Origin of the sequence: Mycolicibacterium arabiense, from assembly GCF_010731815.2 — a bacterium.
Lineage (GTDB): Bacteria > Actinomycetota > Actinomycetes > Mycobacteriales > Mycobacteriaceae > Mycobacterium > Mycobacterium arabiense.
On the sequence record NZ_AP022593.1, the window covers coordinates 1,803,740 to 1,827,686 of the forward strand.

Annotated in this window: 23 protein-coding genes; 12 read left to right on the plus strand and 11 right to left on the minus strand. The window is 68.5% G+C overall.

Going from position 1 to position 23,947, the window contains the following annotated elements:
* Positions 1-14 precede the first annotated feature (14 nt).
* Together G6N61_RS10355 and G6N61_RS10360 are read left to right on the plus strand one after the other, a co-directional pair.
* A complete protein-coding gene (locus G6N61_RS10355) occupies positions 15-560 on the plus strand; it encodes an isoprenylcysteine carboxyl methyltransferase family protein (protein ID WP_163918446.1) in 546 nt (181 codons plus the stop codon).
* Entirely contained in the window at positions 557-1,573 is a 1,017-nt protein-coding gene (locus tag G6N61_RS10360; RefSeq protein WP_163918447.1) for an NAD(P)/FAD-dependent oxidoreductase, read from the plus strand. Before G6N61_RS10355 ends, G6N61_RS10360 begins: the two co-directional genes overlap by 4 nt.
* Here the strand turns inward: G6N61_RS10360 and G6N61_RS10365 are convergent, their stop codons facing one another.
* From G6N61_RS10365 to G6N61_RS10375, 3 genes are all read right to left on the minus strand, one after another.
* On the minus strand, positions 1,574-2,719 hold the full coding sequence (locus G6N61_RS10365; protein WP_163918448.1) for a zinc-binding dehydrogenase: 1,146 nt from the start codon (positions 2,717-2,719) through the stop codon (positions 1,574-1,576).
* 65 nt (positions 2,720-2,784) lie between these two features.
* Positions 2,785-3,411 carry a dihydrofolate reductase family protein gene (locus G6N61_RS10370; protein WP_163918449.1) on the minus strand — a complete coding sequence of 209 codons (627 nt, stop codon included), beginning with the start codon at positions 3,409-3,411 and terminating at the stop codon, positions 2,785-2,787.
* Between the two features lie 80 nt (positions 3,412-3,491).
* Positions 3,492-3,782: a DUF4235 domain-containing protein gene (locus G6N61_RS10375; RefSeq protein WP_163918450.1), complete on the minus strand. Its 291-nt coding sequence runs from the start codon at positions 3,780-3,782 to the stop codon at positions 3,492-3,494.
* A 231-nt stretch (positions 3,783-4,013) separates the two neighbouring features.
* On the opposite strand from G6N61_RS10375, the gene G6N61_RS10380 reads away from it, so the two are divergent.
* Positions 4,014-4,817 (plus strand): bestrophin-like domain, encoded by an 804-nt coding sequence (locus tag G6N61_RS10380; RefSeq protein WP_163918451.1) that lies wholly within the window; start codon positions 4,014-4,016, stop codon positions 4,815-4,817.
* Positions 4,818-4,832: 15 nt separating this feature from the next.
* Here the strand turns inward: G6N61_RS10380 and G6N61_RS10385 are convergent, their stop codons facing one another.
* Together G6N61_RS10385 and G6N61_RS10390 are read right to left on the minus strand one after the other, a co-directional pair.
* Positions 4,833-5,588 (minus strand): SDR family NAD(P)-dependent oxidoreductase, encoded by a 756-nt coding sequence (locus G6N61_RS10385; protein WP_163918452.1) that lies wholly within the window; start codon positions 5,586-5,588, stop codon positions 4,833-4,835.
* Complete coding sequence (locus tag G6N61_RS10390; RefSeq protein WP_163918453.1) at positions 5,585-6,358, minus strand: IclR family transcriptional regulator; 774 nt, start codon at positions 6,356-6,358, stop codon at positions 5,585-5,587. Before G6N61_RS10390 ends, G6N61_RS10385 begins: the two co-directional genes overlap by 4 nt.
* 140 nt (positions 6,359-6,498) lie before the next feature.
* On the opposite strand from G6N61_RS10390, the gene G6N61_RS10395 reads away from it, so the two are divergent.
* The 9 genes from G6N61_RS10395 to G6N61_RS10435 all read left to right on the plus strand — a co-directional run bounded on the left by G6N61_RS10395 (position 6,499) and on the right by G6N61_RS10435 (position 16,993).
* Entirely contained in the window at positions 6,499-7,461 is a 963-nt protein-coding gene (locus G6N61_RS10395) for a hypothetical protein (RefSeq protein WP_163918454.1), read from the plus strand.
* 28 nt (positions 7,462-7,489) lie between these two features.
* Positions 7,490-8,431 carry an acetaldehyde dehydrogenase (acetylating) gene (locus G6N61_RS10400; RefSeq protein ID WP_163918455.1) on the plus strand — a complete coding sequence of 314 codons (942 nt, stop codon included), beginning with the start codon at positions 7,490-7,492 and terminating at the stop codon, positions 8,429-8,431.
* Positions 8,428-9,432, plus strand: coding sequence for a 4-hydroxy-2-oxovalerate aldolase (dmpG, locus tag G6N61_RS10405; protein WP_163918456.1), 1,005 nt, complete (start codon positions 8,428-8,430; stop codon positions 9,430-9,432). Before G6N61_RS10400 ends, dmpG begins: the two co-directional genes overlap by 4 nt.
* Positions 9,433-9,500: 68 nt before the next feature.
* Entirely contained in the window at positions 9,501-11,051 is a 1,551-nt protein-coding gene (locus G6N61_RS10410; RefSeq protein ID WP_163918457.1) for an APC family permease, read from the plus strand.
* 97 nt (positions 11,052-11,148) lie between these two features.
* Positions 11,149-11,748: a TetR/AcrR family transcriptional regulator gene (locus tag G6N61_RS10415; protein ID WP_163918458.1), complete on the plus strand. Its 600-nt coding sequence runs from the start codon at positions 11,149-11,151 to the stop codon at positions 11,746-11,748.
* Positions 11,745-13,181 carry an aminobutyraldehyde dehydrogenase gene (locus G6N61_RS10420; RefSeq protein WP_163918459.1) on the plus strand — a complete coding sequence of 479 codons (1,437 nt, stop codon included), beginning with the start codon at positions 11,745-11,747 and terminating at the stop codon, positions 13,179-13,181. The genes G6N61_RS10415 and G6N61_RS10420 overlap by 4 nt, the downstream gene beginning before the upstream one ends.
* A gap of 1 nt (position 13,182) precedes the next feature.
* On the plus strand, positions 13,183-13,512 hold the full coding sequence (locus G6N61_RS10425; protein ID WP_163918460.1) for a RedY/HapK family protein: 330 nt from the start codon (positions 13,183-13,185) through the stop codon (positions 13,510-13,512).
* On the plus strand, positions 13,509-15,239 hold the full coding sequence (locus G6N61_RS10430; RefSeq protein ID WP_163918461.1) for a phytoene desaturase family protein: 1,731 nt from the start codon (positions 13,509-13,511) through the stop codon (positions 15,237-15,239). Before G6N61_RS10425 ends, G6N61_RS10430 begins: the two co-directional genes overlap by 4 nt.
* A 2-nt stretch (positions 15,240-15,241) precedes the next feature.
* Positions 15,242-16,993, plus strand: a complete 1,752-nt coding sequence (locus G6N61_RS10435; protein ID WP_163918462.1) for an IlvD/Edd family dehydratase — start codon at positions 15,242-15,244, stop codon at positions 16,991-16,993.
* Positions 16,994-17,005: 12 nt separating this feature from the next.
* On the opposite strand, the gene G6N61_RS10440 is transcribed toward G6N61_RS10435, so the two are convergent.
* From G6N61_RS10440 to G6N61_RS10465, 6 genes are read right to left on the minus strand one after another with little or no spacing between them, the layout of a single operon-like run.
* On the minus strand, positions 17,006-18,052 hold the full coding sequence (locus G6N61_RS10440; protein WP_235887475.1) for a zinc-dependent alcohol dehydrogenase: 1,047 nt from the start codon (positions 18,050-18,052) through the stop codon (positions 17,006-17,008).
* On the minus strand, positions 18,033-19,544 hold the full coding sequence (gene araA, locus G6N61_RS10445; RefSeq protein WP_163918463.1) for an L-arabinose isomerase: 1,512 nt from the start codon (positions 19,542-19,544) through the stop codon (positions 18,033-18,035). Before araA ends, G6N61_RS10440 begins: the two co-directional genes overlap by 20 nt.
* Positions 19,541-20,254, minus strand: coding sequence for an L-ribulose-5-phosphate 4-epimerase (locus G6N61_RS10450; protein ID WP_163918464.1), 714 nt, complete (start codon positions 20,252-20,254; stop codon positions 19,541-19,543). The genes araA and G6N61_RS10450 overlap by 4 nt, the downstream gene beginning before the upstream one ends.
* Positions 20,251-21,918: a ribulokinase gene (araB, locus tag G6N61_RS10455; protein WP_163918465.1), complete on the minus strand. Its 1,668-nt coding sequence runs from the start codon at positions 21,916-21,918 to the stop codon at positions 20,251-20,253. The genes G6N61_RS10450 and araB overlap by 4 nt, the downstream gene beginning before the upstream one ends.
* A complete protein-coding gene (locus tag G6N61_RS10460) occupies positions 21,911-22,945 on the minus strand; it encodes a LacI family DNA-binding transcriptional regulator (RefSeq protein ID WP_235887476.1) in 1,035 nt (344 codons plus the stop codon). Before G6N61_RS10460 ends, araB begins: the two co-directional genes overlap by 8 nt.
* Positions 22,942-23,943, minus strand: a complete 1,002-nt coding sequence (locus G6N61_RS10465; RefSeq protein WP_235887477.1) for an ABC transporter permease subunit — start codon at positions 23,941-23,943, stop codon at positions 22,942-22,944. The genes G6N61_RS10460 and G6N61_RS10465 overlap by 4 nt, the downstream gene beginning before the upstream one ends.
* Positions 23,944-23,947 lie beyond the last annotated feature (4 nt).

The window sequence follows — 23,947 nt, forward strand, 5'->3', positions numbered from 1 at the left end:
GGGGAGCTGATCCGATGTCCTGGTATCTCGCCCTCATTGCCGTGATCACGGTCGAACGCCTGGCGGAACTGGTGGTGTCCAAGCGCAATCTGGCGTGGACCACCGCTCGCGGTGGCACCGAGTACGGCCTCGGGCACTACCCCGCGATGGTCGCGCTGCACGTCGCCCTGCTCGTCGGCTGCGTGCTCGAACCGATCCTGCTGGACCGTCCGTTCCTGCCCGCACTGGGATGGCCGATGCTGGCCGTGGTCCTCGCGGCGCAGGTGCTGCGGTGGTGGTGCATAACGACTCTCGGCCCACAGTGGAACACCCGCGTGGTCGTGGTCCCGGGTGCCGAACGGGTGACCGGTGGCCCCTACCGCTGGATCCCGCACCCGAACTACGTCGCGGTCATCGTCGAGGGCGCAGCACTGCCGCTGGTGCATTCCGCGTGGCTGACCGCCATCGTGTTCACGGTGCTCAACGCGATCCTGCTGCGTACGCGCATCGAGGTGGAGAACGCCGCGCTCGCGAGTCTGGGCGGCGGGCAGGAGCGAAGTGACCGGGGCAGGAGCCGGTGATCGACCTCATGGTCGTCGGCGGCGGTCCCGCGGGCTTGGCCACCGCGATGTACGGAGTCCGCGCCGGCCTCGAGACGGTGATCGTCGAACGCAGACCCGGAACGCTGGACAAGGCGTGCGGCGAAGGCATGATGCCCCACACCCTCGCCCACCTCGAGCGCCTCGGAATCACCGTCGAGGGGCGGCCGCTGCGCGGCATCAGCTACGTGGCGGGCAGCAAGCGGGTGGACGCCGCGTTCCGCGCGGGTGCGGGCCGCGGCGTCCGCAGGACCGCGTTGCACGCGGCGATGTCGGACGCTGCCCGCACCGCCGGGGTCAAGTTCATCCTCGGCGACGTCGACGGAGTGACCCAGGACGCCGAAGGCGTTCGGGCAGGCGGACTTCGGGCCCGATACCTCGTAGCCGCCGACGGTCTGCACTCCCCCATCCGGAAGGCGCTCGGCCTGACTCGCCCGTCGCGGGGGCCACGCCGCTGGGGTATCCGGAGGCACGTCCAGATCAGCCCGTGGACCGACTCGGTGGAGGTGCACTGGACACCGGATGCCGAGGCGTACGTGACACCGGTGGCCGACGACACCGTCGGGATCGCCGTCCTGTCCTCCGGCCGAGGCGGATTCGAACGGCACTTCGAGGCATTCGGGGAACTCCGGGCTCGGGTGGAGGGTCACCCGCACGGGCCCGATCGTGCTGCCGGGCCGTTGCGCCAGAACGCCAGTACGCGAGTGGCGGGTCGGGTGCTACTGGTCGGTGATGCCGCCGGGTACGTCGACGCACTGACCGGGGAGGGCATGGGGCTCGCCTTCGGGGCCGCCGAACTCGCGGTGGACTGCGTCGTGGCCGACCGGACGAGCGACTACGACCGCCAGTGGCGCTCGCTCACTCGGCGATACCGGCTGCTGACCGAGGGTTTGGTGCGGGCGAGCGCGCATCCGTCGATCCGCTCGCGCCTCGTGCCCGCCGCGACGGCCCTGCCGCGCGTCTTCGGCAGCGCGGTGAACCAGTTGGCGTACTGACTAGGGGGTCGAGTGCGGCGTCACGAGGAACTTCTCCCCCGTCGCACGCTTGACGTAGGCGGTGAACGCCTCGGGTGCGAGCATCCCGGCCAGTGACACCTCACGGGTGTAGGTGCTGGCGAACGTGGTGGTGAGTTCCTCGCCCACCCGGGCGCGGAGCCGGCCGATCGTTGCGGCGCCCGCCGTCTGCAGGAACGGGGTGAGCAGCCATCCGCCCAAACCCCATGCCATGCCGAAGTTCCGGGTGAGCACCGTGGGGCCCGTGTCGAGGCCGCCGTAGACGTATACCTGCTTGTGGACTGCCGATCCGTAGCGGGAGTACTCCGCCGCCGTTGCGTTGATCGCCTCCTCCATCGCGTTGAGGATGTCGCTGGCCAGCGTTCCTCCGCCCGTGGCGTCGAAGGCGAGCGTCGCCGACGTCGCCTTGAGCGCCTCGACGAGATCGGTCGCGAAGGACGGCGACGACGTGTTGCAGACGTGCGTTGCCCCGAGCCCGCGCAGCAGGTCCTCCTGCTCGGCCTTGCGGACGACGTTGACCAGCGGCACCCCGTCCTTGGCGCACAGCTTGACGAGCATCTGGCCGAGGTTCGACGCGGCCGCGGTGTGCACCAGCGCCGAGTGGCCCTCGCGGCGCATGGTCTCCACCATCCCGAGGGCGGTCATCGGATTCACGAAGGAGGATGCGCCGTCCCTGGCCGAGGTACCTTCAGGCAGAACGAGACACGACGCGGCGCTGACCACGCGGTACTGGCTGTACATCGCGCCGCCCGCCACGCCAACCGTCCTGCCGAGGAGCGCTTGGGCGGCCGGGGACGATCCCGCGGCCACGACGGTGCCGGCACCCTCGTTGCCCACGGGAAGCGACTCGTCGACGCGGGCGGACAGGCCCTTCAGCGCGCCCGCGCCCAGTGGCGCCGTCACGACGGGACGCTCGGGCGTGCCCGCGACCTTCGCCGTGGTCATGTCCGCGCCTGCGACGAGCAGGCCCAGGTCCGACGGATTGATCGGCGCCGCCTCGACCCGTACCAGCACCTCGTCGGCGCCGGGCGTCGGAACGGCTACGTCCTGCAGGGAGAGTTCGAGCGCACCCTGCGACGTCACCAGCGAACGCAGTTCCAGCGCGGTGTCGGGTAGCGGTGCGGTCATGGCTGGTGCCTCGTTCCTGTCAGCGGGTCTCGCACCAGTGTGCCCGCGACCGAGCGCGATCGGCGTCAGTTGCCGACGCCGCGATCGGGCGCGGCCATGTCGCCCGTCTCGGGAGTGCCACCGGCGAGCCCGTATCGCAGGAACACGGTGCCCTTCGGGCTGGCCGCCGGCGGCTCGAGCAGCGCCAGATTGGTGGGCACCGCGCCGTCGTCGAACAGCTTCTTCCCGACTCCGAGCACGATCGGATGCACCCACAGATCGAGGCGGTCGAACAGCTGCTCGCGCAGCAGAGTCTGGACCAGGTTCAGGCTGCCGACGACGGTCACGTGCTCGTGCCGGTCGCGGATCTCCCGCACTGCGCCGGCCAGATCGGGTCTGAGCTGAGTCGATCCGGCCCAGGACAGCTGGGGTCGCCCGCGCGAGGCGACGTACTTCGGAATGGCATTGAAGAGCGTGGCGAACTCGTCGTCCCGTTCGGGCCAGAAGGCCGCGAAGATGTCGTAGGTGCGCCTGCCCAGCAGGAGCGCATCCGTGCCCTCGTAGGCAGTATCGACCTGGGCACCGGCGACCTCGTCGATCAGGGGTGCCTGCCACCCGCCGAACGAGAAACCGATCGGGTCCTCGTCGGGCCCCCCTGGCGCCTGCCCGACGAGGTCGAGGGTTGCGAACACTTCGATGTGGATGAGGCCCATGCGATGCTCCCTATCAGAGTGAACAGTCTCTGTCGGGAGTTGGACCCGCGGGGCGCCCTGGACTCATCGCGGGCCGCGGATCAGCTACCTGGCCACTCGCCGGTTGCCCGCTGGAACATCCGGGCGCCTTGGCGGTCGATGACGGTCTTGACCACTCCGAATATGGCGCCCTGGATCGCAGCGGCGATCAGGATCTGGCGCAACGGATACTCGGTCTCCAGCGGACCCGGCGGATCCGCCTTGGGGCCCGGCGCCGCCCTCTGCCAAATCTGCTTGAATATGGCGGTCGCAATCACACCGCCGAGCAGAGAACCGGCCAAGCCGAACGGTCTGTACATGATCTTCGCCGTGGTGCTGGATTGATTCGGCATCAAGGCCCCTTTCGCTGCTGTGTGGCAACAGTTGGTCGTCGGGGGCGAGATGCCCGCAACCGGGGGCAGCCAAACCGCCGGGCAAGGAAAGGCCAGCTCAGGACGGTGTGCTCGGCGCCACCGAGGCGATCTCGATCGTGAATGATCGGTTTCTCGTCGTGCGCGGGCGCGTGGCCCCACAATGGGCGAGCGGTGCTCGCAGCGGTCACCGCATTTTCCGACGGGATCTTCATGCTCACACTGTTGGCAGCGGCGATCCTCGTCGTCGTAGTGACGACTGCGGTCGTCGTGAAGCTGTTGGCGCGGCGTCGCGCACCGGACCCTGGTTGGTTCCTCGACAGCACCCGGGCCGCAGGTGCTCTCACGGTGATCGGCACGATGTTTGCGGTGCTGCTTGCCTTCACCATCTTCTACGCGCTGCAGAACTATCAGCGCGCCCGCGACGGCGGCACCATGGAGGCCATCTCCGTCACCGAACTGCACAACGTGGCAGACGTCCTCGAGGGGCACGACGGCACGCGCCTGCACGGTGGCCTGATCTGCTATTCGCGCGCCGTGGTCGCCGACGAGTGGCCCGCGATGGAGCGCGGGGAATCCTCCGCTGCGGTGCAGGGCTGGGTCGACACGATGGTGACGGACTTCGCGGCGATCACTCCGACCAATGCTAAGCAGGAGGCAGCGTACAGCCAGTGGTTCGACCAGCAGGCGCAGCGGCGCGACGGCCGCCGTGCCCGCGCCGCCGAGGCCGCACCCTCGGTGCCGATGCCGCTATGGATCGTCCTCGGCATCGGCGCGACCTCCATCCTCACCTACATGTGCGTGCAGGCCGACCGCCGCGAGGGTGCCGTGGTCCAGGCGTTGCCCATTGCGTTCGTCTCGGCCCTCGTGACGTCGGCAATGCTCGTCGTGGGGTTCCTCGACCATCCCTACGACGACTGGTCGGGCAGCATCGAGCCCGCTCAAATGCGGGTGACGCTGCAGCTCATCGACGACGGCCACGACGCACCATGCGACGCAAGGGGAATGCCGACGTAACGCCTCGCGTCGTGGCTACTGGGCGGTGTAACCGCCGTCGACGTTGATCGTCGTCCCCGTGACGTACGCGGCGTCGTCCGAGAGCAGGTACACGACGGCCGCCGCGACGTCCTCGGGTACGGCGACGCGCCCCAACGGTATTCGCGAGACCACGTCGCGCGCGGTCCGTTCGGGGTCCTCGGAGCCCGAGAGCCAGGCGTCGTAGAGCGGAGTCGCCGTCATCCCCGGCGCCACCTCGTTGACCCGGATGCCCCTCGGAGCGAGCTCCACGGCAGCCGAGAGCGTGAAGGCGTGCACTGCGCCCTTGGACGCCGCGTAGACGGCCATCTCCGGCACTCCCGCATAGGCCAGCCGGGACGTCACGTTGACGATCGACCCGCCGTCCCGAGGCATGGCCAGTACCGCGGCCCGTGTCATCGCGATGGTGCCGAACGCGTTGACCTCGAACACCTTTCGCACGTCGTCCATCGAGACGGCCCCGAGCGGTCCGGTGTGGTCGAGCGCCGCGTTGTTCACCACTCCGTCGACGGCGCCGAACGACGCGACGCAGGCGCCGAACACCTCGTCGGCCGCGGCCGGGTCGGTGAGGTCCGCGGCGACGAAGTGGGCGCGGTCACCCAATGCCTCGACCAGCGCCCGCCCCCTGTCGACGTCGCGGCCGGTCGCCACGACGCAGGCGCCGTCGGCGTGCAGTCGAACCGCGGTCGTCCAGCCGATTCCCGAGGTGGCGCCGGTGACTACGACGGACTTGCCGTCGAGTCGCGCGGTCACGGGAGTTTGGCCGCGATCTCGCGTGCTGCTGCGATCACCTGGGTGCCGGCGTGTTCCAGGTTCTCCGGGGTCAGCCGGTGGGTCAGGAAGCTGATGCTCAGCGCGTACCGAGAGGGTTCGCCGTTGGAGGTCGGCACGGCCGCGGCCACGCACGTCAGTTCTTCGGCCGCCTCCTCCCGGTCGACGGCGAAGCCGTGCTCCCGGATGTCCTTGATCTCGGCCGCCATCTTCTTCATCGACGTGATCGTGTGCGTGGTCAACTCCGGCAGTCCGGCCGAGGCCACGATGTCGCGCCATACGCTGTCGGGCATGGTCGCCAGCAGCGCCTTGCCCAACGCAGACGCGTGCCAGGGGTCGGTCTGCCCGACGTCACTGACCTTCTTCACCGCTCGCCTTCCTTCGACCACGTCGAGGATGACCACGTTGCGGTCCTTGTGCGCGGCGAAGTTGACCGTCTCGTTGAACTCGTTCACCAGGCGCTCCATCGTGGGGACCACCGCGTCGGAGGGCACCTGGTTCGAGAAGGCCCGTTGCCCGAGTCGGAAGATCTCCCAGCCCAGCCGGTACTGGTTGGCGTTGAAGCGTTCGACGTAGCCGAGCGACGACAGAGAGTTTAGATAGCGCAGCACGGTCGCCTCGTTCAGCTCTGTGCGCCTTGCTATTTCGGTCAGATTTCCCACCTCGGAATCGGCCACGGCGGTGAGGATCCTCGCCGTGCGCTCGACGCCGATGAGGGTCGAGGGCTTCTCCGAGACCGATGCTGTTTTCACTCAGTGAAGGTTACCAGTACCCAGTGATTCGTCCGTTCCTGTTGACAGGCGGGTCGGCGCATCTTAGATTTCATCCAGCGCAGTTAGTTATCACTCAGTGAAAAACGGATCAGCGCAGTCCGTTCCTCGAAGGAGACGCGATGCCCACCGCAGCCGAAAGCCGTACCTCCAAGGTCGATGGAGCCAGCATCCTGGCCTCACAAGATCTGTTGACGGCCGACGACTACGCCCTCACCCCGTCTGCGAAGGCGTTCGGCGACGGCGGGAAGTACCGACTGGAAATCTCTGGTGTCGAACGCCTCTCGACTCTCGAGGCCATGCTGGACGAAGCCGATGCGCAAGGCGTCTTCATCCACCGCGTCATCGCCTTCGGCGGCGGCACCACACTGCTGACCACCAAGGAACTGAGCGACGTCGCCGCCCTGGCTGCGGAGCGCGCCATCGAGCTGATCGCGGTGCCCGGCCCGCGCACCGGCTGGGACCTCGGCCGTCAGGCACTGAGCACCGAGGGCCAGGCGGGAGGACGGCGCGTGCGCGGCCTCGACAACATCCGGTACCTGCTCGACGACTACCTCAGGATCTTCTCGACCGGCATTCGCGGCGTGCTGGTCTGGGACGAGGGCGTGCTCGACATCCTCAACAAAGCGCGCGACGCCGGCCACATCCCGGCCGATGCGAAGTTCAAGATCTCGGTCTACGCGGGACATGCGAACCCGGCGTCCATCCGGATCCTGCAGGATCTCGGCGCCGACAGCGTCAACCCCGTCGGCGACCTGTCCCGGCCGATGCTCGCCGCGATCCGGAACTCGGTCGACGTCCCGCTCGACGTCTGGGCCGAGACCTTCGAGTCCTTCGGCGGGATGAACCGGCTCTGGGAGGCCGGCGACATCGCCCGCGTCGCAGGGCCGGTCTACTTCAAGATCGAGCCCGGCGAGTCCGAGGCCGTGATGTACAACGGCTGGGTCCGCCCCGAGTTCCACTCGGAGTTGGTGCGTCACAAAGTTCGTCACGCCGCGATCCTCAACGAGCTGGTGCACACCAGCGCCCCGGACGTGGCAGTGTCCCCCGCCCCGCGCACCGCTTCTCACGCGCTCACCAACTGACCTACGAGGACCGGCGAACGGACGACGAGTGACTCGACGACATCTGGCCGCAATCATCGGCTCGGGCAACATCGGTACCGACCTGATGACGAAGCTGCGCCGCTCCACGGTGCTCGACATCGCGGCGATGGCGGGAATCGACCCCGCCAGTGACGGTCTCGCCCGCGCCTCGGCGCTCGACGTGGCCGTCACCGCCGGTGGCGTCGACGGGCTGCTGGAACTCGACGCCTTCAACGACGTCGAGGTGGTGTTCGACGCCACCAGTGCCAGTGCCCACCACGTCAACGACGCCGCGCTCGCCCGGTCCGGCAAGCGCGTCGTCGACCTGACGCCCGCTGCAATCGGCCCGTTCGTCGTGCCCGCGGTCAACATGTCCCGCGTCGCGGGGCACCGCAACCTCAACATGGTGACGTGCGGTGGCCAGGCCACCATTCCCGTCGTCGCCGCGATGGCCGGCGTCACCGAGGTGCACTACGCCGAGATCGTCGCGTCCATCTCGTCGCGGTCGGCGGGCCCGGGAACCCGCGCCAACATCGACGAATTCACCAGCACGACGGCACGCGCCATCGAAACCGTGGGCGGTGCTGCCCGCGGCAAGGCCATCATCGTGCTCAACCCGGCCGAGCCGCCGATGCTGATGCGCGACACCGTCGCTGCGCTGGTGTCTGCGACCGACGAGGACGCGGTCGAGTCGGCGGTCACGGCGATGGTCGCCGACGTGGCGCGGTACGTGCCGGGATACCGCTTGGCGCAACGGGTCCGGATCTCCCCCGTCCCACAGGGTGACCCTCGGCGGCGGCTGGCCGGGGTCGCCGGTGACGGCGACCTGACCCAGGTGACGGTCTTCCTCGAAGTGGAGGGCGCCGCCGACTACCTCCCGGCGTATGCGGGGAATCTCGACATCATGACCGCAGCGGCCGTTCGGGTGGGCGAACGACTCGTCACCATGACACCGGAGCCCGTCCGATGACGACCGACGTGTACGTCCAGGACGTCACGCTGCGCGACGGCATGCACGCCGTCGGCCACTCGCTGCGCCTCGACGACGTCAGGCTCATCGCGAGAGCGCTCGATGCGGCGGGTGTCGCGGCGATCGAGGTGGCGCACGGCGACGGTCTCGCCGGAGGCAGCCTGACCTATGGCGCAGGCGCGCACGACGACGGAGCGTGGATCAGCGCGGCGGCCGAAGTCGTTCAGACCGCACGCCTGACAACGCTTCTCATTCCAGGGATCGGGACGCTCGACGACCTCCGCGCCGCCGTCGACCTCGGCGTGACCTCGGTACGGGTCGCCACCCACTGCACCGAGGCCGACATCGCCCGGCAGCACATCGGCACCGCCCGGGACCTCGGTCTCGACGTCGCAGGCTTCCTCATGATGTCGCACCTCAGTCCGCCCGACCGTCTCGCCGAGCAGGCGAAGGTCATGGAGGACGCCGGTGCCCGCTGCGTCTACGTCACCGACTCGGGTGGCCGGCTGACCATGACCGGCGTCCGCGACCGGGTGCGCGCCTACCGCGACGTGCTCGCACCGACGACGTCGATCGGGGTGCACGCCCACCACAACCTGGCACTGGGAGTGGCCAACTCACTCGTTGCCGTCGAGGAGGGCGCGCACCGGGTCGACGCATCGCTCACGGGTCTCGGTGCGGGAGCGGGCAACTGCCCGCTGGAGGCGTTCGTCGCGGTCGCCGAACTCAACGGGTGGCGCCACGGTTGCGACCTGTACGCGCTGATGGACGCCGCCGACGACATCGTGCGGCCGCTGCAGCAGCGACCGGTCCGGGTGGACCGCGAAACGCTGACCCTGGGCTTCGCGGGCGTCTACTCCAGTTTCCTCCTGCACGCCGAGCGCATCGCCGCCGACGTGGGCATCGAGACCCGCGACCTGCTGGTCGAAGCCGGCCGCAGGTCGATGGTCGGCGGCCAGGAGGACCTGCTCCTCGACCTCGCTCTCGACATGAGGAGGTGAGGGAGACCCCTAGCCGGGGCCTGGTCACCGCACCCTTCACACGCCCAAGACACGAGGAATGAACGACTATGGAGAACGTCACTGCATCCTTGCCCCCGCGACGGCCGGCACCACCGGCCGTCGATCCGCCGCCGTCCGACACGTCGCCGCCTGCCGGGCGGCGCAACCATGGCCTGAGGGAGAACAGCCTCGGCGTGCCGAGCATCTTCTTCTACATCATCGCTGCGGCGTCGCCACTGACCGTCGTGGTCGCGCTCTACCCCATCATCATCGGCGCGGGCAACGGCGTCGGCATGCCCGGGGCCTTCGTCATCGCCGCGGTGGTGCTGATGATCTTCGCCGTCGGATACGTCGCGATGAGCCGACACGTCACCAACGCAGGCGCCTTCTATGCCTACGTGACGCTCGGGCTCGGGCGGATCGCCGGGCTGGGATCGGCGTTCCTCGCGATCTTCGCCTACAACGCGATCCAAGCCGGCCTGTACGGCGGTTTCGGCTACTACGCCTCGGAGTTGATCAACCCTCGGCTCGGTGTCGAAATACCCTGGTGGGTCTACGCGTTCGGTGCCCTGGTGCTGTGTCTGGGCCTCGGCGTGCAAGGCGTGCACTCCGGCGCCAAGGTCCTCGGGGTGTTCATGACGCTCGAAGTCACCGTGATCACCATCCTCAGCGCGTTCAGCCTGTTCGGTGACGCCGTCCCCGTCTCGCAGTTCTCCTTCGAGCCGTTCGCGCCCAGCGTGGTGCTCGGCGGAGCACTTGGCGTCGCCCTGATGTTCGCGCACGCCTCGTTCATCGGCTTCGAGGGATCGGCGATCTACGGCGAGGAGGCACGTGACCCGGCGCGCACCATCCCACGGGCGACGTACCTGTCCATCGCGTTCATGGGAGTCCTGTACGCGGTGTCGGGTTGGCTCATCATCAACGCGATGGGCATCGACAGGGTCGTCGGGATCGCCACCGAAACCGGGGGCAACTTCATCTTCGTGGCCAGCGACACCATTATCGGCCACAACATCTCGCTGCTCTTCCAGATCCTGATCGTCACCGCGACGTTCGCCGCAATCGTGACCTTCCACAACAACGTCGCCCGGTACATGTTCTCGCTCGGGAGACAGGGGCTGATCTGGAAGCCACTGGGGTGGACACTCCCCCGTCGCCAGACCCCGTGGGTCGCCGCGATCGCGCAGAGCGTATCCGTCGGCATCGTGATCGCCCTGTTCGCGCTCTTCGACCAGGATCCGTTCGCGACGCTGTTCACGTGGGCGACGGGCATCGGCACGGTCGGGGTGATTCTGTCGCAGCTCGTCGCGGGCGTCGCGATCTTCGCGTTCTTCCGCAGGTCGAACGTGGACAAGCGGCGATGGAACACCGTGATCGCCCCGCTGTTGGCGATCGTGGGGCTGGCCGGGTTCTTCGTCCTGACGCTCGACAGTCTCGACGTCCTGCTCGGCGTCCAGGGCACGATGGCCGCGGTCATGCTGTCGCTGGTGTTCATCGCGTTCCTCGCGGGCGCGGCATATGGGCTCTACCTGCGGTTCGTCGCACCGGCGCGGTACGAACTGGTCGGGCAGGCGCTCAACGAGCGCGACCTGGCCGAGCCCGCTTTGGAAGCCCAGTAGCACCAACCTCTTTCACGATTCGCCGCGCGCCGACGCCCGACGTTACGTACATTTGTCCGGAACGATGCGTACGAATGTTCTTAACGAAGGAGTGGGCATGGGTTCCGCACCGCGGCGGGCACGTCGACACGACCCGGACAGAAAGGAGCGCATCGTGGCCTCGGCCCTGGACGTACTCGCCCGCGACGGCGTGGCCGGCATCACGCACCGGGCCGTGGCCACGGCCGCCGACGTGCCGTTGGGCTCGGTCACCTACCACTTCACCACGCTGGACGACCTCGTCCAGCACGCGTTCGAGGCGCACGTCGACACGTTGGCCAGCCGGTTCGAAGCACGCCTGGCGTCGTGCGGCGATGGTGACGACCTCATCGGGTGCATCGCCTCGGCGATCACCGACGACCTCGCGGGGCGTCCCAACGAACTCGCCGTCACCTACGAGCTGTACGGCGGCGCGGTGCGCAGACCCGAGATCAGGCGCCTGACCCAGCGCTGGATGGAACGCGCCGAGGACGCCCTCGCGGAGCACTTCGACCGCACCACCGCGCGGCTCGTCGACGTCGTCGTCGAGGGCCTGATGGTGCACACGTCGATTGCGCAACAACCCATGTCCAAGAACGAAGTCCGCGCCCTGCTGACCATGGCGGCCGGCGGCGCACCCACCACCGACACCACAACCACCACCGAGGAGATCCCATGACCTTCCACACCAAGATGTTCATCGACGGCACCTGGACCGAGGCCGTCGACGGCGGCGTCGACCAGGTCAACGCCCCGACCACCGGAGCGGCATTCGCCGAGATCGCCCGCGGCGGTGCGGCAGACGTCGACCGCGCGGTCGCAGCCGCCGAGGCGGCCTTCCCCGATTGGGCGAGAACGCCCGTGGGAGAACGGGCTCGGGCATTCCTCACGCTCGCCGACCGCGTCGAGGCCGATCAGCGCACGCTCGCCGAAATCGAGTCGCGCAACGTGGGCAAGCCCATCGGCCTCGCGCTGGAGGAGATGGAGATGATTCCCGATCACCTCCGGTTCTTCGCCGGCGGCGCCCGCACCATGGAGGGCCGGGCCGCAGCCGAGTTCGTCCGTGGCAAGACCAGCATCATCCGGCGCGACCCGCTCGGCGTGGTCGGCTCGGTCGCCCCGTGGAACTACCCGCTGCTGATGGCGATCTGGAAGATCTCCCCCGCCCTGCTCACCGGAAACACCCTTGTGCTCAAGCCCTCCGAGCACACGCCCTACTCGGTGCTGCGGCTCGCCGAACTCGCCGAGGATCTCTTCCCCGCGGGTGTGTTCAACGTCGTCACCGGCGACGGCAAGGACGTCGGCGCCCGACTGGTCGCCCACCCGCGGGTGCGGATGTCGTCGCTCACCGGGTCGGTCGCGACGGGGCGGGCGCTGATGCACGCCTCCGCAGACTCGAACCTCAAGCGGCTGCACCTCGAACTCGGCGGCAAGGCACCGGTGCTGGTGTACTCCGACGCCGACGTTCCGCTGGCCGTCAACAAGATCATGGAGGGGGCGTTCTGCAACTCGGGCCAGGACTGCATGGCCGCGTCACGGCTGTACGTGCACGCCGACGTCCACGACGACTTGGTCGCCGGTCTCGAAAAGGCGGTCAAGGAACTCGATCTCGGCGACACCGCCGACGAGAACACCAGCATGGGGCCCGTCATCACCGCTGCCCACCGCGACCGGGTCGAGGGCTTCGTGGAGCGGGCCAAGGCCACCGGGCACACCGAACTGATCCAGGGCGACAACCCCGGCACCGGCTTCTACACCGCCCCCACCGTCGTCGTCGGCGCCCTCCAGGGCGACGAGATCGTCAGCACCGAGGTATTCGGCCCCGTCACGTCCGTGACGCGGTTCGACGACGGCGACGACGTCATCGCCTGGGCGAACGACACCGAATACGGCCTTGCCGCATCGGTGTTCACCAACGACCTGTCGAAGGCCATGACCGCGTCGAGCGATCTCCAGTTCGGCACCGTGTGGATCAACGACCACCTGCCCGTCACACCCGAGATGCCGCACGGCGGCTTCAAGCAGTCCGGCAACGGCAAGGACATGTCGGTCTACGCCCTCGAGGAGTACACCGAGGTCAAGCACGTGATGATCAACCGCGAGATCGCCTGACATGGCGGTCAGCGCAGTCAACACCTTCCGGTTGCGTCCCGGGGTCGGCGCCGATCAGTTCGAACGGTTCTCCGCCGAACTCGACCGGCCGACGTGCCTGGCCTTCGACGTCGTACACGGGTTCGACGTCTACCTCGCCGACGGTGACGACGCCGGCATCACGGTCGTCGAGGTCATGACGGTCTCGTCGTGGACCGAATGGCAACGGCTCCTCGAGTCGGCACCCGAACTCAAACCCGTGATCGAGAGATTCGACGAACTGGTCGAGCCCGGCAGCGTCTCGACACTGCTGACCCGCGAACTCACGACTTCCGTAGGAGATCTGACATGACCGAGACACCGGACTACGACGCCGTCATCATCGGCGCCGGGCACAACGGCCTGGTGACCGCCAACTACCTTGCGCGGGCCGGGAAGCGGGTGCTGGTCCTCGAGGCGCGGGCCGTCGTAGGCGGGGCCTGCGTCACCGAGGAACTCATCCCCGGCAGCAAGTGGTCGTCGTGCGCCTTCATCGCCGGCCTGCTGCGGCCGGAGATCATCGACGAACTCGAACTGGCGCGGTTCGGCCTCGAGCTGTACCAGGGTGACGCCCTGTCGTTCAGCCTGTTCCGCGACGGCACCTCCTTCACCATGTGGAAGGAAACCGACCGCACACTGCGCGAACTGGAGAAGATCAACAGGAACGACGCGCAGGCCTTCCTCGACTTCGGGGTGCGGCTGCAGCGCTTCGCCGGCCTGGTCACTCCCTACCTGCTGGCACCGCCGCCGCAGCGTTCGGAGGTCTTCGCCGCGTTCGAGGCGGCAGGTGAGCAGACGCTGTTCGACGAGTTCACGCTGCTCTCGGTCCGGGACCTGCTGGACCGGTACTTCGAAGACGAGCGCCTCAAGAGCATGCTGACGTTCTTCGGCATGGTGTCGATCTTCGGCGGTCCCTCGACGCCCGGGACCGCCTACACCTACGGTCACCACTCGTGGGGTGAGTTCAACGGCAGCTTCGGCCAATTCGGCCTCGCGCGAGGCGGTATGGGCGCCATCAGCGAGGCACTGGCCGCGGGCGCACGCCACTACGGCGCGACCATTCGCACCTCGACCCCCGTCGACACGGTGATCGTCGAACGCGGCACGGCCACCGGCGTGCGCCTCGCCGACGGCAGCGTCGTCACCGCGAGGCAGGTCTTCTCCAACGCCGATCCCAAGCGGTCGCTGCTCCAGTTGATCGATCCGGGGGTGCTGCCGGCCAAACTGGTCCGTGACGTGAAGAACATCGACACCCGCGGATCGATGGCCAGGATCCACCTCCTCATCGACGAACTGCCGCAGTACCTTCCGTTCTCCGACGCCTCGGAAGGCCCACAGCACCACGGGCATCAACTGCTGGGACCCAGCCGTGAGGCGTTCGAGGAGGCCTACGAGGCGCAGCGCAGAGGCACCTTCCCCAGCACGTTCGTCATCGAGGCGGTCACGCAGTCGGTGACCGACGACTCGCTGGCACCGGCGGGCCTGCACACCATGACCCTCGGCATCCAACAGCTCCCGTCCGAGCTGATCGGGACCACGTGGGCGGCGGAGAAGGAGAAGTGGGCCGACCTCGTCCTCGAAGACCTGTTCACCTACGCGCCCAACCTGCGCGAGCACATCGTCGACCGCGTGATCATCACACCCGACGATCTCAACGACGAGTACCTGATCACCGACGGGAACATCTTCCACGGCAGCATGATGCTCGACCAGCTGTTCGGGGCACGTCCCATCCCGGAGTTGGCGAATTACCGCACCCCGGTGGCCAACTACTACCTGTGCGGCTCGGGCACCCACCCCGGCGGCGGCGTGATGGGGGCCAACGGACACAACGCGGCGAAGGTCGCCCTCGCCGACGCGGCGGGCATTGCCGCCCCGACCGCGACGACCGGCGCTCGACCGGGAGGCAACAAGGCCCCGTGGCAGCAGCGCTTCGTCGGCACGCTGATGTCGACGCGACCTGGGCGCTGGGTCGGATACCGGGCGGCACGACAGCCGGCGTTGCGCAAGGTCACCGCATACGCGGCACGGGTCCGCTGACCGTGTCGACGTCGCCCGGGGGGTTGCGGAGCGCGAAGTGGTTCGCGGGCAAGGACGTGCCCGGCTTCGTTCATAGGTCGGCGATGCGGGCGTCGGGCTTCTCCCGGATGGCGTTCGAGGGCAGACCCATCGTCGGCATCTGCAACTCGTGGTCCGAAGTCGTCAACTGCAACATGCACTTTCGTGGTCTGGCGGACTCGGTGCGCCGGGGGGTGTTGGCGGCAGGCGGGTTCCCGCTGGAGTTCCCCACCATGTCACTGGGTGAGCAGCTGATGAAGCCGACCACCATGCTGTTCCGCAACCTGATGGCGATGGACGTCGAGGAGTCGATCCGGGCCTACCCCTTCGACTCCGTCGTCCTGCTCGGCGGCTGCGACAAGACCGTCCCGGCACAGCTGATGGGGGCGGCGAGCGCCGACGTCCCCGCGATCGCGCTGACCGGCGGACCGGCGGCCCCCGCGGTGTTCAGGGGCAAGCAACTCGGGGTCGGCACCGACCTGTGGGAGTACATCGACGACGTGCGGGCGGGCCGAATGTCGATGGCCGAGTACGAGCAACTCGAGGCGGCAGCGGGACCATCGCGGGGGCACTGCCCGGAGATGGGCACCGCGTCGACGATGGCAACCCTCGTCGAAGGCCTCGGCATGACGTTGCCCGGCGGTGCCGCCATTCCCGCGATGGACTCCCGCCGGCTGCAGGTCGCCGAGGAGGTCGGTGCCCGGGCGGTCGGGTTGGCCGTCGAACGACTGCGGCCATCGCAGGTCATGACGGCCGAGGCGTTCGACAACGCCATCACCCTGATGCTGGCCGTCGGCGGCTCGACCAACGCGATCGTGCACCTGCTCGCCATCGCCGGGCGCGTCGGAGTTCCGTTGTCGCTGGACCGGTTTCACGAACTCTCGGCGCGCACCCCGCTGGTGGTCAACGTGCGGCCTGCCGGCGAGCACCTCGTCGAGCAGGTCTTCCACGCCGGCGGGATACCGGCGGTGATGAAGTCGGTCGAGTCGCTGCTGCACACCGACGCCATCACCGTCACCGGCAAGACCGTCGCCGACAACCTTCCTCCGGTCTCCGCGACCGACACTGCGGTCATCGCCCCGCTGAGCGAGCCCTTCCAACCGCCGGGCGGTCTTGCGGTGGTGCGCGGCAACCTCGCTCCCGACGGCGCGGTGATCAAGTGCAGTGCGGCCACTCCGTCGTTGCTCGTTCACCAGGGGCCGGCCGTGGTGTTCGAGGACATGAACGATCTGATGCGACGGTTCGACGATCCCGACCTCGACGTGACCGCGGACTCCGTGCTGGTGCTGCGATCGGCGGGTCCGCGTGGCGCTCCCGGCATGCCCGAGTGGGGCCAGCTGCCCATTCCCAGCAAGCTGCTCAAAGCGGGCGTCACCGACATGGTCCGCATCTCCGACGCCCGGATGAGCGGCACGGCCTATGGCACCTGCGTGCTGCACGTCAGCCCGGAGTCGGCCGTCGGCGGCCCGCTCGCCCTGGTCCGCGACGGCGACGTCATCGCACTCGACGCCCGCGCGGGGACACTCGACGTACTGGTCTCCGACGACGAGTTGTCGCAACGCCGAGCGGCATTGGTGCTCACGCCGCCCCGCCACACCCGCGGCTACGCGTCGATGTACGTCGAGCGCGTACTGCAAGCCCACCAGGGCTGCGACTTCGACTTCCTGGTCGGGCGCTCGACGAGTCCCGACGACGAACCGGATGCGATCTTCGAGGGCTGGATCGGCGGCTGGTGAGGCACCGCCGGGTCAGCTCTCCGATACGGCCACCACGACCTTGTCGCCGTGACGCTCGGCAGCGGAGCCGAAGGCCTTGGCCGCCTCGGTCAGTGGGTGGCGTTCGGTGACCACCTGATCCAGGTCGATCGCCGTGGTCGCCAGTTCGATCGCGCGCGGATAGGTGTCGTTCATCCGGCGCACCATCGCGAACGTCAGCCCCTTGCGGCGCGCCACCGCAGCGGGGAACGACGACGCGTCCTCCGACGGGATGCCGCCCAGCGCAATCCGGCCGCCCGCCCGAACGGCGGTGACCGCCGTGGCGATCGCTGCGTCGGTGCCCGCCACTTCGATGACGACGTCGACGCCCCGGCCGTCCGTGGCGTCGAGCACCATCTGGGCGCCGTCACCGGCGCTCCACACTGCGTCGGCGCCGCTGCGCTCCGCTGTGGCGCGACGGTGCGCGAGCGGTTCGACGGCGAACACCCGGCCTGCCCCGGAGTGCCGGGCCACCTGAATCGCGAGCACGCCGATCGGTCCCGCCCCTACCACCAGTACGTCGGCACCCTCCCGCACGTGACCGACACCCACGGCGTGAATGGCGACTCCGAGCGGCTCGAGCAGGGCCCCGGCATCGTCGCTGAGATCGTCGGGGAGCGGGTGCAGCAGGTGGTCGGGCCAGACCAGCTGCTCCTGCAGACCGCCGTCGAGCGCACCGTGCCCGGCGAACTCCACCGTCGGACAGAGGTTGTGGTAACCCGAGCGGCACATCTCGCAGCGCCGACAGGGAATGGCGGGGTCGACCGCGACCCGCCGGCCCGCGTACGGGCCGGTGAGGGCGACCGCCGCGAACTCGTGACCCGGCACCACGGGGTGCTCTATCCGATTCTCGCCGATCCCCCCATCGGTGAACCAGTGGAGGTCCGATCCGCAGATCCCGACCGACGTCACGGCAAGCAGCGACGAGCCGGGGGCGGGTTCGTCGGGGCCCGTCTCGTGCGCTACCCGCACGTCGCCGACGGCGTGCAGGCGTGCGGCGAGCATCCGGCGCCCGCCGGTGTCAGAGGCCGACTGCGACATGGTGATACACGTCGTTCCACTTCAACTCGTGTGCGAAGCCGCGCACGGTGGTGTCGGCGTCGATGAGGAGCAGCTCGGTGTTCGTCATCGCCGCGAGGTCCTCGATCGCCTCGGTTCGCACCGCGGTCGTCATCACCGTGTGATGCGGCGCACCCGCCATCAGCCATGCTTCGGCCGACGTGGACCAGGACGGCAGGGGTTCCCACACTGCGCACGCCACCGGCAGGTTCGGCAGTTCGGCGGGCGGCTCGATGATCCGAACCTCGTTGGCCACCAGCCGGAATCGCGACCCCATGTCGCAGATCCCGATGACGACCGCATCGGCGGCGGCCGCGGTGAAGCGCAGTCGCACCGGGTCCTCCCGGCCGCCGATGGACAGCGGGTGCACCTCCACGGTGGGCGTGGCACCCGCGATGCTCGGGCACACCTCCAGCATGTGCGCTCCGAGGATGCGTTCGCGCCCCGGCGTCAGGTCGTAGGTGTAGTCCTCCATGAACGACGTCCCACCGGGCAGACCCTCGCCCATCGCCTTGATCGTGCGCAGCATCAAGGCGGTCTTCCAATCGCCCTCGCCGCCGAATCCGTAGCCGTCGGCCATCAACCGCTGCACCGCCAAACCCGGCAGCTGACGCAGCCCGCCCAGGTCCTCGAAGTTGGTGGTGAAGGCGTGGAAGCCGCCGTCCTGCAGGAACTTCCGCAGGCCGACTTCGATCTGCGCGGCGTACCGCAGCGAGGCGTGCCGAATCCCGCCCGGCAGCAGCTCGGCGGCCACCTCGTAGGTGCCCATGTACTCCCGCACCAGCTTGTCGACGTCGACGGGTCGGACGCGTTCGACGACGTCGACCAGGTCGTTGACACCGTAGGCGTCGACGGACACGCCGAAGTGCGCCTCGGCCTCCACCTTGTCGCCCTCGGTCACGGCGACGCCTCGCATGTTGTCGCCGAAGCGCGCGACCTTCATCGTCGACAGCTCGGCGTGCCCGAGTGCGGCCCGCGTCCACGACCCGATGCGCTCGCGCGTGCGCGGGTCGTCGACGTGTCCGGCGACCGTCTTGCGGGGGTGTGACAGCCGCGACTGGATGTAGCCGAACTCCCGGTCGCCGTGCGCGGCCTGGTTGAGGTTCATGAAGTCCATGTCGATGCTGGCCCAGGGCAACTCGACGCCGAACTGCGTGTGCAGGTGCAGCAGCGGTTTGCGCAACGCCTTCAGCCCGCGGATCCACATCTTCGCCGGGGAGAACGTGTGCATCCACGCGACGACCCCGATGCACTCGGCGGACGCGTTGGCTTCGCCCAGGACCCGGGCGATCTGGTCGGAGTCGGTGACCACCGGAATCCAGCGCACCTCGACCGGGATCTCGGCGCTGCCGTCGAGACGGTCGGCGATCCGGCGTGACTGATCGGCCACCTGCTCGAGGATGTCCTGCCCGTACATCGACTGGCTACCCGTAAGGAACCACACCTGACTGGTCACGAGCCGAGACGCGATCATCGCTGGTCCTCCTGCACGGGATCGGCATGCCGGCCGGCCTGGCCGTACACGTTCTGGTACCGCTCGAACAGCGCCGACACGTCCGCGGCCCCGATCGGGGTTGCGTCCCCGAGTTGCCGGCTGATGTGCACGGTGCGCGCGACGTCCTCCACCATCACGGCGGCCTTGACCGCATCCCGGGCAGTGCGCCCGATGGTGAACGGCCCGTGGTTGCGCATGAGCACCGCCGGAGATCGGCTGCCGCGCAACGTGTCCACGATGCCGCGGCCGATCGAGTCGTCGCCGATGAGCGCGAACGGCCCCACCGGGACGTCACCGCCGAACTCGTCGGCGATCATGGTGAGCACACACGGTATCGGCTCGCCGCGCGCTGCCCACGCGGTCGCGTAGGTGGAGTGGGTGTGCACGACGCCACCCACCTCGGGCATGTGCCGGTAGACGTACGCGTGCGCCGCCGTATCCGACGACGGGGCGAGGGCACCGTCGACGAGGTTCCCGTAGAGGTCGCAGACCACCATGTCCTCGGCGGTCAACGTGTCATAGTCCGCACCCGACGGTTTGATCACCATCAGGTCGCGGCCGGGCACGCGGGCCGAGACGTTGCCCGCGGTCCAGATCACCAACTCGTAGTGCGTCAAATGCGCGTGCAGGTCGCAGACCTGGCGGCGGAGTTCGGATACGACGTGATCGATGTCGGAGGTGATGGTCATGACGAGACACCCACCGCTTCCCGCGTGTCGATCCGGCGTAACCGCCGCATCATGTCGTTGCCACGGCCGAACCACTCATAGGCGGCGACGTACTCGCGATAGAGCCGGTCATAGGCGGCCACGTTGCCCGGAATCGGCGTGTAGGCGGCGGGGATTCGTCTACCCATGGCTGCGGCGGCCGTGCGGACGTCGGGATGGGCACCTGCGGCGGCGGCCGCGTGGATCGCCGCACCCAGTGCCGGCGCCTGCGCCGACGGCACGATCGACAGCGGCAAGCCGACGGCGTCGGCGTAGATCTGCATCAGCAGGCCGTTCTTCAACAGGCCCCCGGCGACCACCAGCTCGGTGACGGGCACGCCGCTGTCGACGAACGTCTCGACGATCATCCGGGTACCGAACGCGGTCGCCTCGAGCAGTGCCCGGTACATGTCGACGCAGGTCGTCTCGAGCGTCTGGCCGATCATGACCCCGGACAGTTCGTGGTCGACGAGCACCGAACGGTTCCCGCTGTGCCAGTCCAGCGCCACCAACCCGTGCTGCCCCACGCGTTGGCGGCCCGCGAGATCGGTGAGGTGTTCGTGGACGGTCAGCCCGCGGCGGCGCGCCTCGACCTGGTAGTCCTCGGGAACGCAGTTGTCGACGAACCAGCCGAAGATGTCGCCGACGCCCGACTGTCCGGCCTCATAGCCCCAGCTGCCCTCGCAGATCCCGCCGTCGACCACGCCGCACATGCCCGGAACATTGCGCAGCACATCCGAATTCATGACATGACACGTCGACGTACCCATGATTGCGACCAGGTGCCCTGGCTGCAGCGCATCGGCCGCGGCCACGGTGACGTGCGCGTCGACGTTGCCTACGGCGACGGAGATCCCCTCGCGCAGGCCGGTCCATCCCGCGGCCTGCGCCGTCAGCGAGCCCGCGCGGTCGCCGAGCTGGCCGATCGGATGCTCCAGCTTGTCGACGACGAAGTCGGCGAAGCCGGGACGCACCTCGGCGAGGAACTCCCGCGACGGGTACTGGCCACCCTGACGGATGCCCTTGTAGCCGGCAGTGCAGGCATTGCGGACGTACGCACCGCACAGCTGCCACACGATCCAGTCGGCACCCTCGACAAACGAGTCCATCGCCTCGTACAGCTGCGGGTCCTCGTCGAAGATTTCCAGCGCCTTGGCGAACTCCCACTCGCTGGAGATCAGGCCACCGTAGCGCGGCAGCCATGACTCGCCACGTTGCGCAGCAACGGCATTGATGCGGTCGGCCTGCGGCTGCGGCGAGTGGTGACGCCACAGCTTGGCGTAGGCGTGCGGCCGGTCGCGGTACGCGTCGACGTCACACAGCGGCGTCCCGTCGCCGAGCACCGGCACCATCGTGCAGGCGGTGAAGTCGGTTCCGATCCCGATCACGTCGGCCGGATCTATGCCGGCCCTTGCCACCGCCTCCGGCACCGCGATCTGGAGCACCTCGACGTAGTCGCTGGGCATCTGCAGGGCCCATTGCGATGGAAGTCGCGTGGCACTGCCCGGCAGCGATTCGGAGATCACCCCGTGCGGGTACGCGTGCTCGGCGCTCGCCAGTTCGTGGCCGTCACTGACCCGGACGACCAGCGCGCGCCCGGACAGCGTCCCGAAATCCACGCCAATGGTGTACTTCTCGTCACTCAAGGGGTCTCCTAGTGCGTTGCGTGCTCTTGCGGATGATGAGTTCGGGTGCGAGGAGCGGCACGGAGGCCGGCAACCCGTTCAACGTCGTCGTCACGAGGTCGATCGCCCGTTGGCCGACGGCCTGGAAGTCTTGCCTGATCGTGGTCAGCGCGGGGTTGAGGTAGCCGGCTTCGGGAATGTCGTCGAAGCCGACGACGCTGACGTCCTCCGGCACCCGTACGCCCGCCTCGGCGAACGCGTGCAGCACGCCGATCGCCATCTGGTCGTTAGCGACGAAGACACCCGTCGTGTCACCCCGTCGTGCCAACTCGCGGCCGATCTCGTACCCGCGTGCGGGCGTCCAGTCGCCCTCCCAGTGCTCGTCGGGCACCGTCAGCCCGGCCTCGCGCAGCGCCGCCTCGTATCCGGTCCGGCGACCCTTCGCCTCGGTCCAGGTCATCGGACCCGAGACGTGGACGATCGCGCGATGCCCGAGGTCGATCAGATGCCGGGTGGCTTGGCGTGCTCCGTCGATCTGGTCGACGCCGACGCTGAGCCCGCGTCCCGACAGATCGCCCTCGACCACGATCAGCGGCAGGCCGGCGTCGGCGGAGTGCACGACGGCCAGCGCCTCCTCCTGAGCGGCGATCATGACGATCGCCTCGACGGACTGCCGGGCGAGATGATCCAGGGCACTGCGGAGTTCGGCGAGCGTGATCTCCGAGAGCGGCACCAGGCTGGAGAAGTACCCTGCCGCGTGGGCGGCTTCCTGGACGAAACGCTGGATGCTCGAGGGGCCGTACTGGGCGCTGTTGGTCCCGACGATGCCGATGATTCCCGAGCGTCTTGTCACCAATGCCCGCGCCGCGGTGTTGGGCCGGTACCCAAGTTCTTCGATGGCCTGCTCGACGCGCGCCTTGGTCTCCGGGCGGATGCTCGACGAGCCGTTGATCACGCGCGAGACGGTCTGATGGCTGACGCCTGCGAGGCGGGCGACGTCGGCCATGACCGGCTTGGGCGTCGTCGGGGGCATTGCGGGGCTGTTCATCCGGGTTTCCTCATCACTAGGCGTTGAACCAGGACGAATACCAGCAACAGCACGCCGGTCATGATTCGGGTCCAGTACGAGTCGAGGTTCTCGGCCGTGACGAATGTCTGGATGGTGCCGAGCACGAGCACGCCGATGACCGAACCCAGGACGAATCCGACGCCGCCGGAGAGTAGTACGCCGCCGATGACCGCCGCGGCGATCGCGTCGAGTTCCAGTCCGATGCCGTTGAGGCTGTACCCGGACAGCTTCTGGACGGCGAGCAGCAGACCGGCCAGCGCTGCGCATAGGCCGCTGATCGCATACACCGACACCCGTGCCCTGGCGGCGCCGAGCCCCATCAGTTGCGCCGACTGGCGATTGCCTCCGATGGCATACACCGTCCGGCCGAATCGGGACTCGTGCAGCACGTATGCCGCGACCACCACCACCGCGACGGCGATGACGACTGTCCATCGAATGAACTTGTCCTCGTACAGGTACACGTAGTTCAGCCCGAACTCGCGCAACAGTGGGTCCTCGATCGGCAGCGTGTCGACACTGATCACGTAGCAGAGCCCACGGGCCACGAACATGCCGGCGAGCGTGACGATGAACGGTTGGACGTCGAAGTACTCGATGACGAGCCCCATCATCAGCCCGAGCAGCGGCCCGACGATCAGCACCGCGCCCACGGCCAACGGCATCGGCCAGCCGGCCCGAAGCGTGGTGGCGACGATCACCGTGGACAGTGCCACCACCGATCCGACGCTCAAGTCGATGCCGCCGGTGAGGATCACGAACGTCATGCCGACGGCGAGGACGACGAGATACGCGTTGTCCACCAGCAGATTCAAGAACACCTGGGTGGGGCTGGCGAAGTCGTAACGGGCGATCAGAGCACCGAACATCGCGATGAACAGGGCCAGCGACACCAGCGGCGAGAGGTAGCGCTCCCGGGCCCGTCTGACGACGTGCCCGACGACGAGCCGGGGCCGGGCTGTCGCTGGTGCGCTCACGGTG

Excerpts from the sequence above, each read along its gene's own strand:
- G6N61_RS10380 (WP_163918451.1), top strand. The coding sequence starts at position 4,014 with ATGCTCACACTGTTGGCAGCGGCGATCCTCGTCGTCGTAGTGACGACT.
- G6N61_RS10420 (WP_163918459.1), top strand. The coding sequence starts at position 11,745 with ATGACCTTCCACACCAAGATGTTCATCGACGGCACCTGGACCGAGGCC.
- G6N61_RS10370 (WP_163918449.1), bottom strand. The coding sequence starts at position 3,411 with ATGGGCCTCATCCACATCGAAGTGTTCGCAACCCTCGACCTCGTCGGG.
- G6N61_RS10355 (WP_163918446.1), top strand. The coding sequence starts at position 15 with ATGTCCTGGTATCTCGCCCTCATTGCCGTGATCACGGTCGAACGCCTG.
- G6N61_RS10425 (WP_163918460.1), top strand. The coding sequence starts at position 13,183 with ATGGCGGTCAGCGCAGTCAACACCTTCCGGTTGCGTCCCGGGGTCGGC.
- G6N61_RS10365 (WP_163918448.1), bottom strand. The coding sequence starts at position 2,719 with ATGACCGCACCGCTACCCGACACCGCGCTGGAACTGCGTTCGCTGGTG.
- araA (WP_163918463.1), bottom strand. The coding sequence starts at position 19,544 with ATGATCGCGTCTCGGCTCGTGACCAGTCAGGTGTGGTTCCTTACGGGT.
- dmpG (WP_163918456.1), top strand. The coding sequence starts at position 8,428 with ATGACGACCGACGTGTACGTCCAGGACGTCACGCTGCGCGACGGCATG.
- G6N61_RS10375 (WP_163918450.1), bottom strand. The coding sequence starts at position 3,782 with ATGCCGAATCAATCCAGCACCACGGCGAAGATCATGTACAGACCGTTC.
- G6N61_RS10450 (WP_163918464.1), bottom strand. The coding sequence starts at position 20,254 with ATGACCATCACCTCCGACATCGATCACGTCGTATCCGAACTCCGCCGC.
- G6N61_RS10440 (WP_235887475.1), bottom strand. The coding sequence starts at position 18,052 with ATGTCGCAGTCGGCCTCTGACACCGGCGGGCGCCGGATGCTCGCCGCA.
- G6N61_RS10395 (WP_163918454.1), top strand. The coding sequence starts at position 6,499 with ATGCCCACCGCAGCCGAAAGCCGTACCTCCAAGGTCGATGGAGCCAGC.
- G6N61_RS10415 (WP_163918458.1), top strand. The coding sequence starts at position 11,149 with ATGGGTTCCGCACCGCGGCGGGCACGTCGACACGACCCGGACAGAAAG.
- G6N61_RS10410 (WP_163918457.1), top strand. The coding sequence starts at position 9,501 with ATGGAGAACGTCACTGCATCCTTGCCCCCGCGACGGCCGGCACCACCG.
- G6N61_RS10430 (WP_163918461.1), top strand. The coding sequence starts at position 13,509 with ATGACCGAGACACCGGACTACGACGCCGTCATCATCGGCGCCGGGCAC.
- G6N61_RS10460 (WP_235887476.1), bottom strand. The coding sequence starts at position 22,945 with ATGAACAGCCCCGCAATGCCCCCGACGACGCCCAAGCCGGTCATGGCC.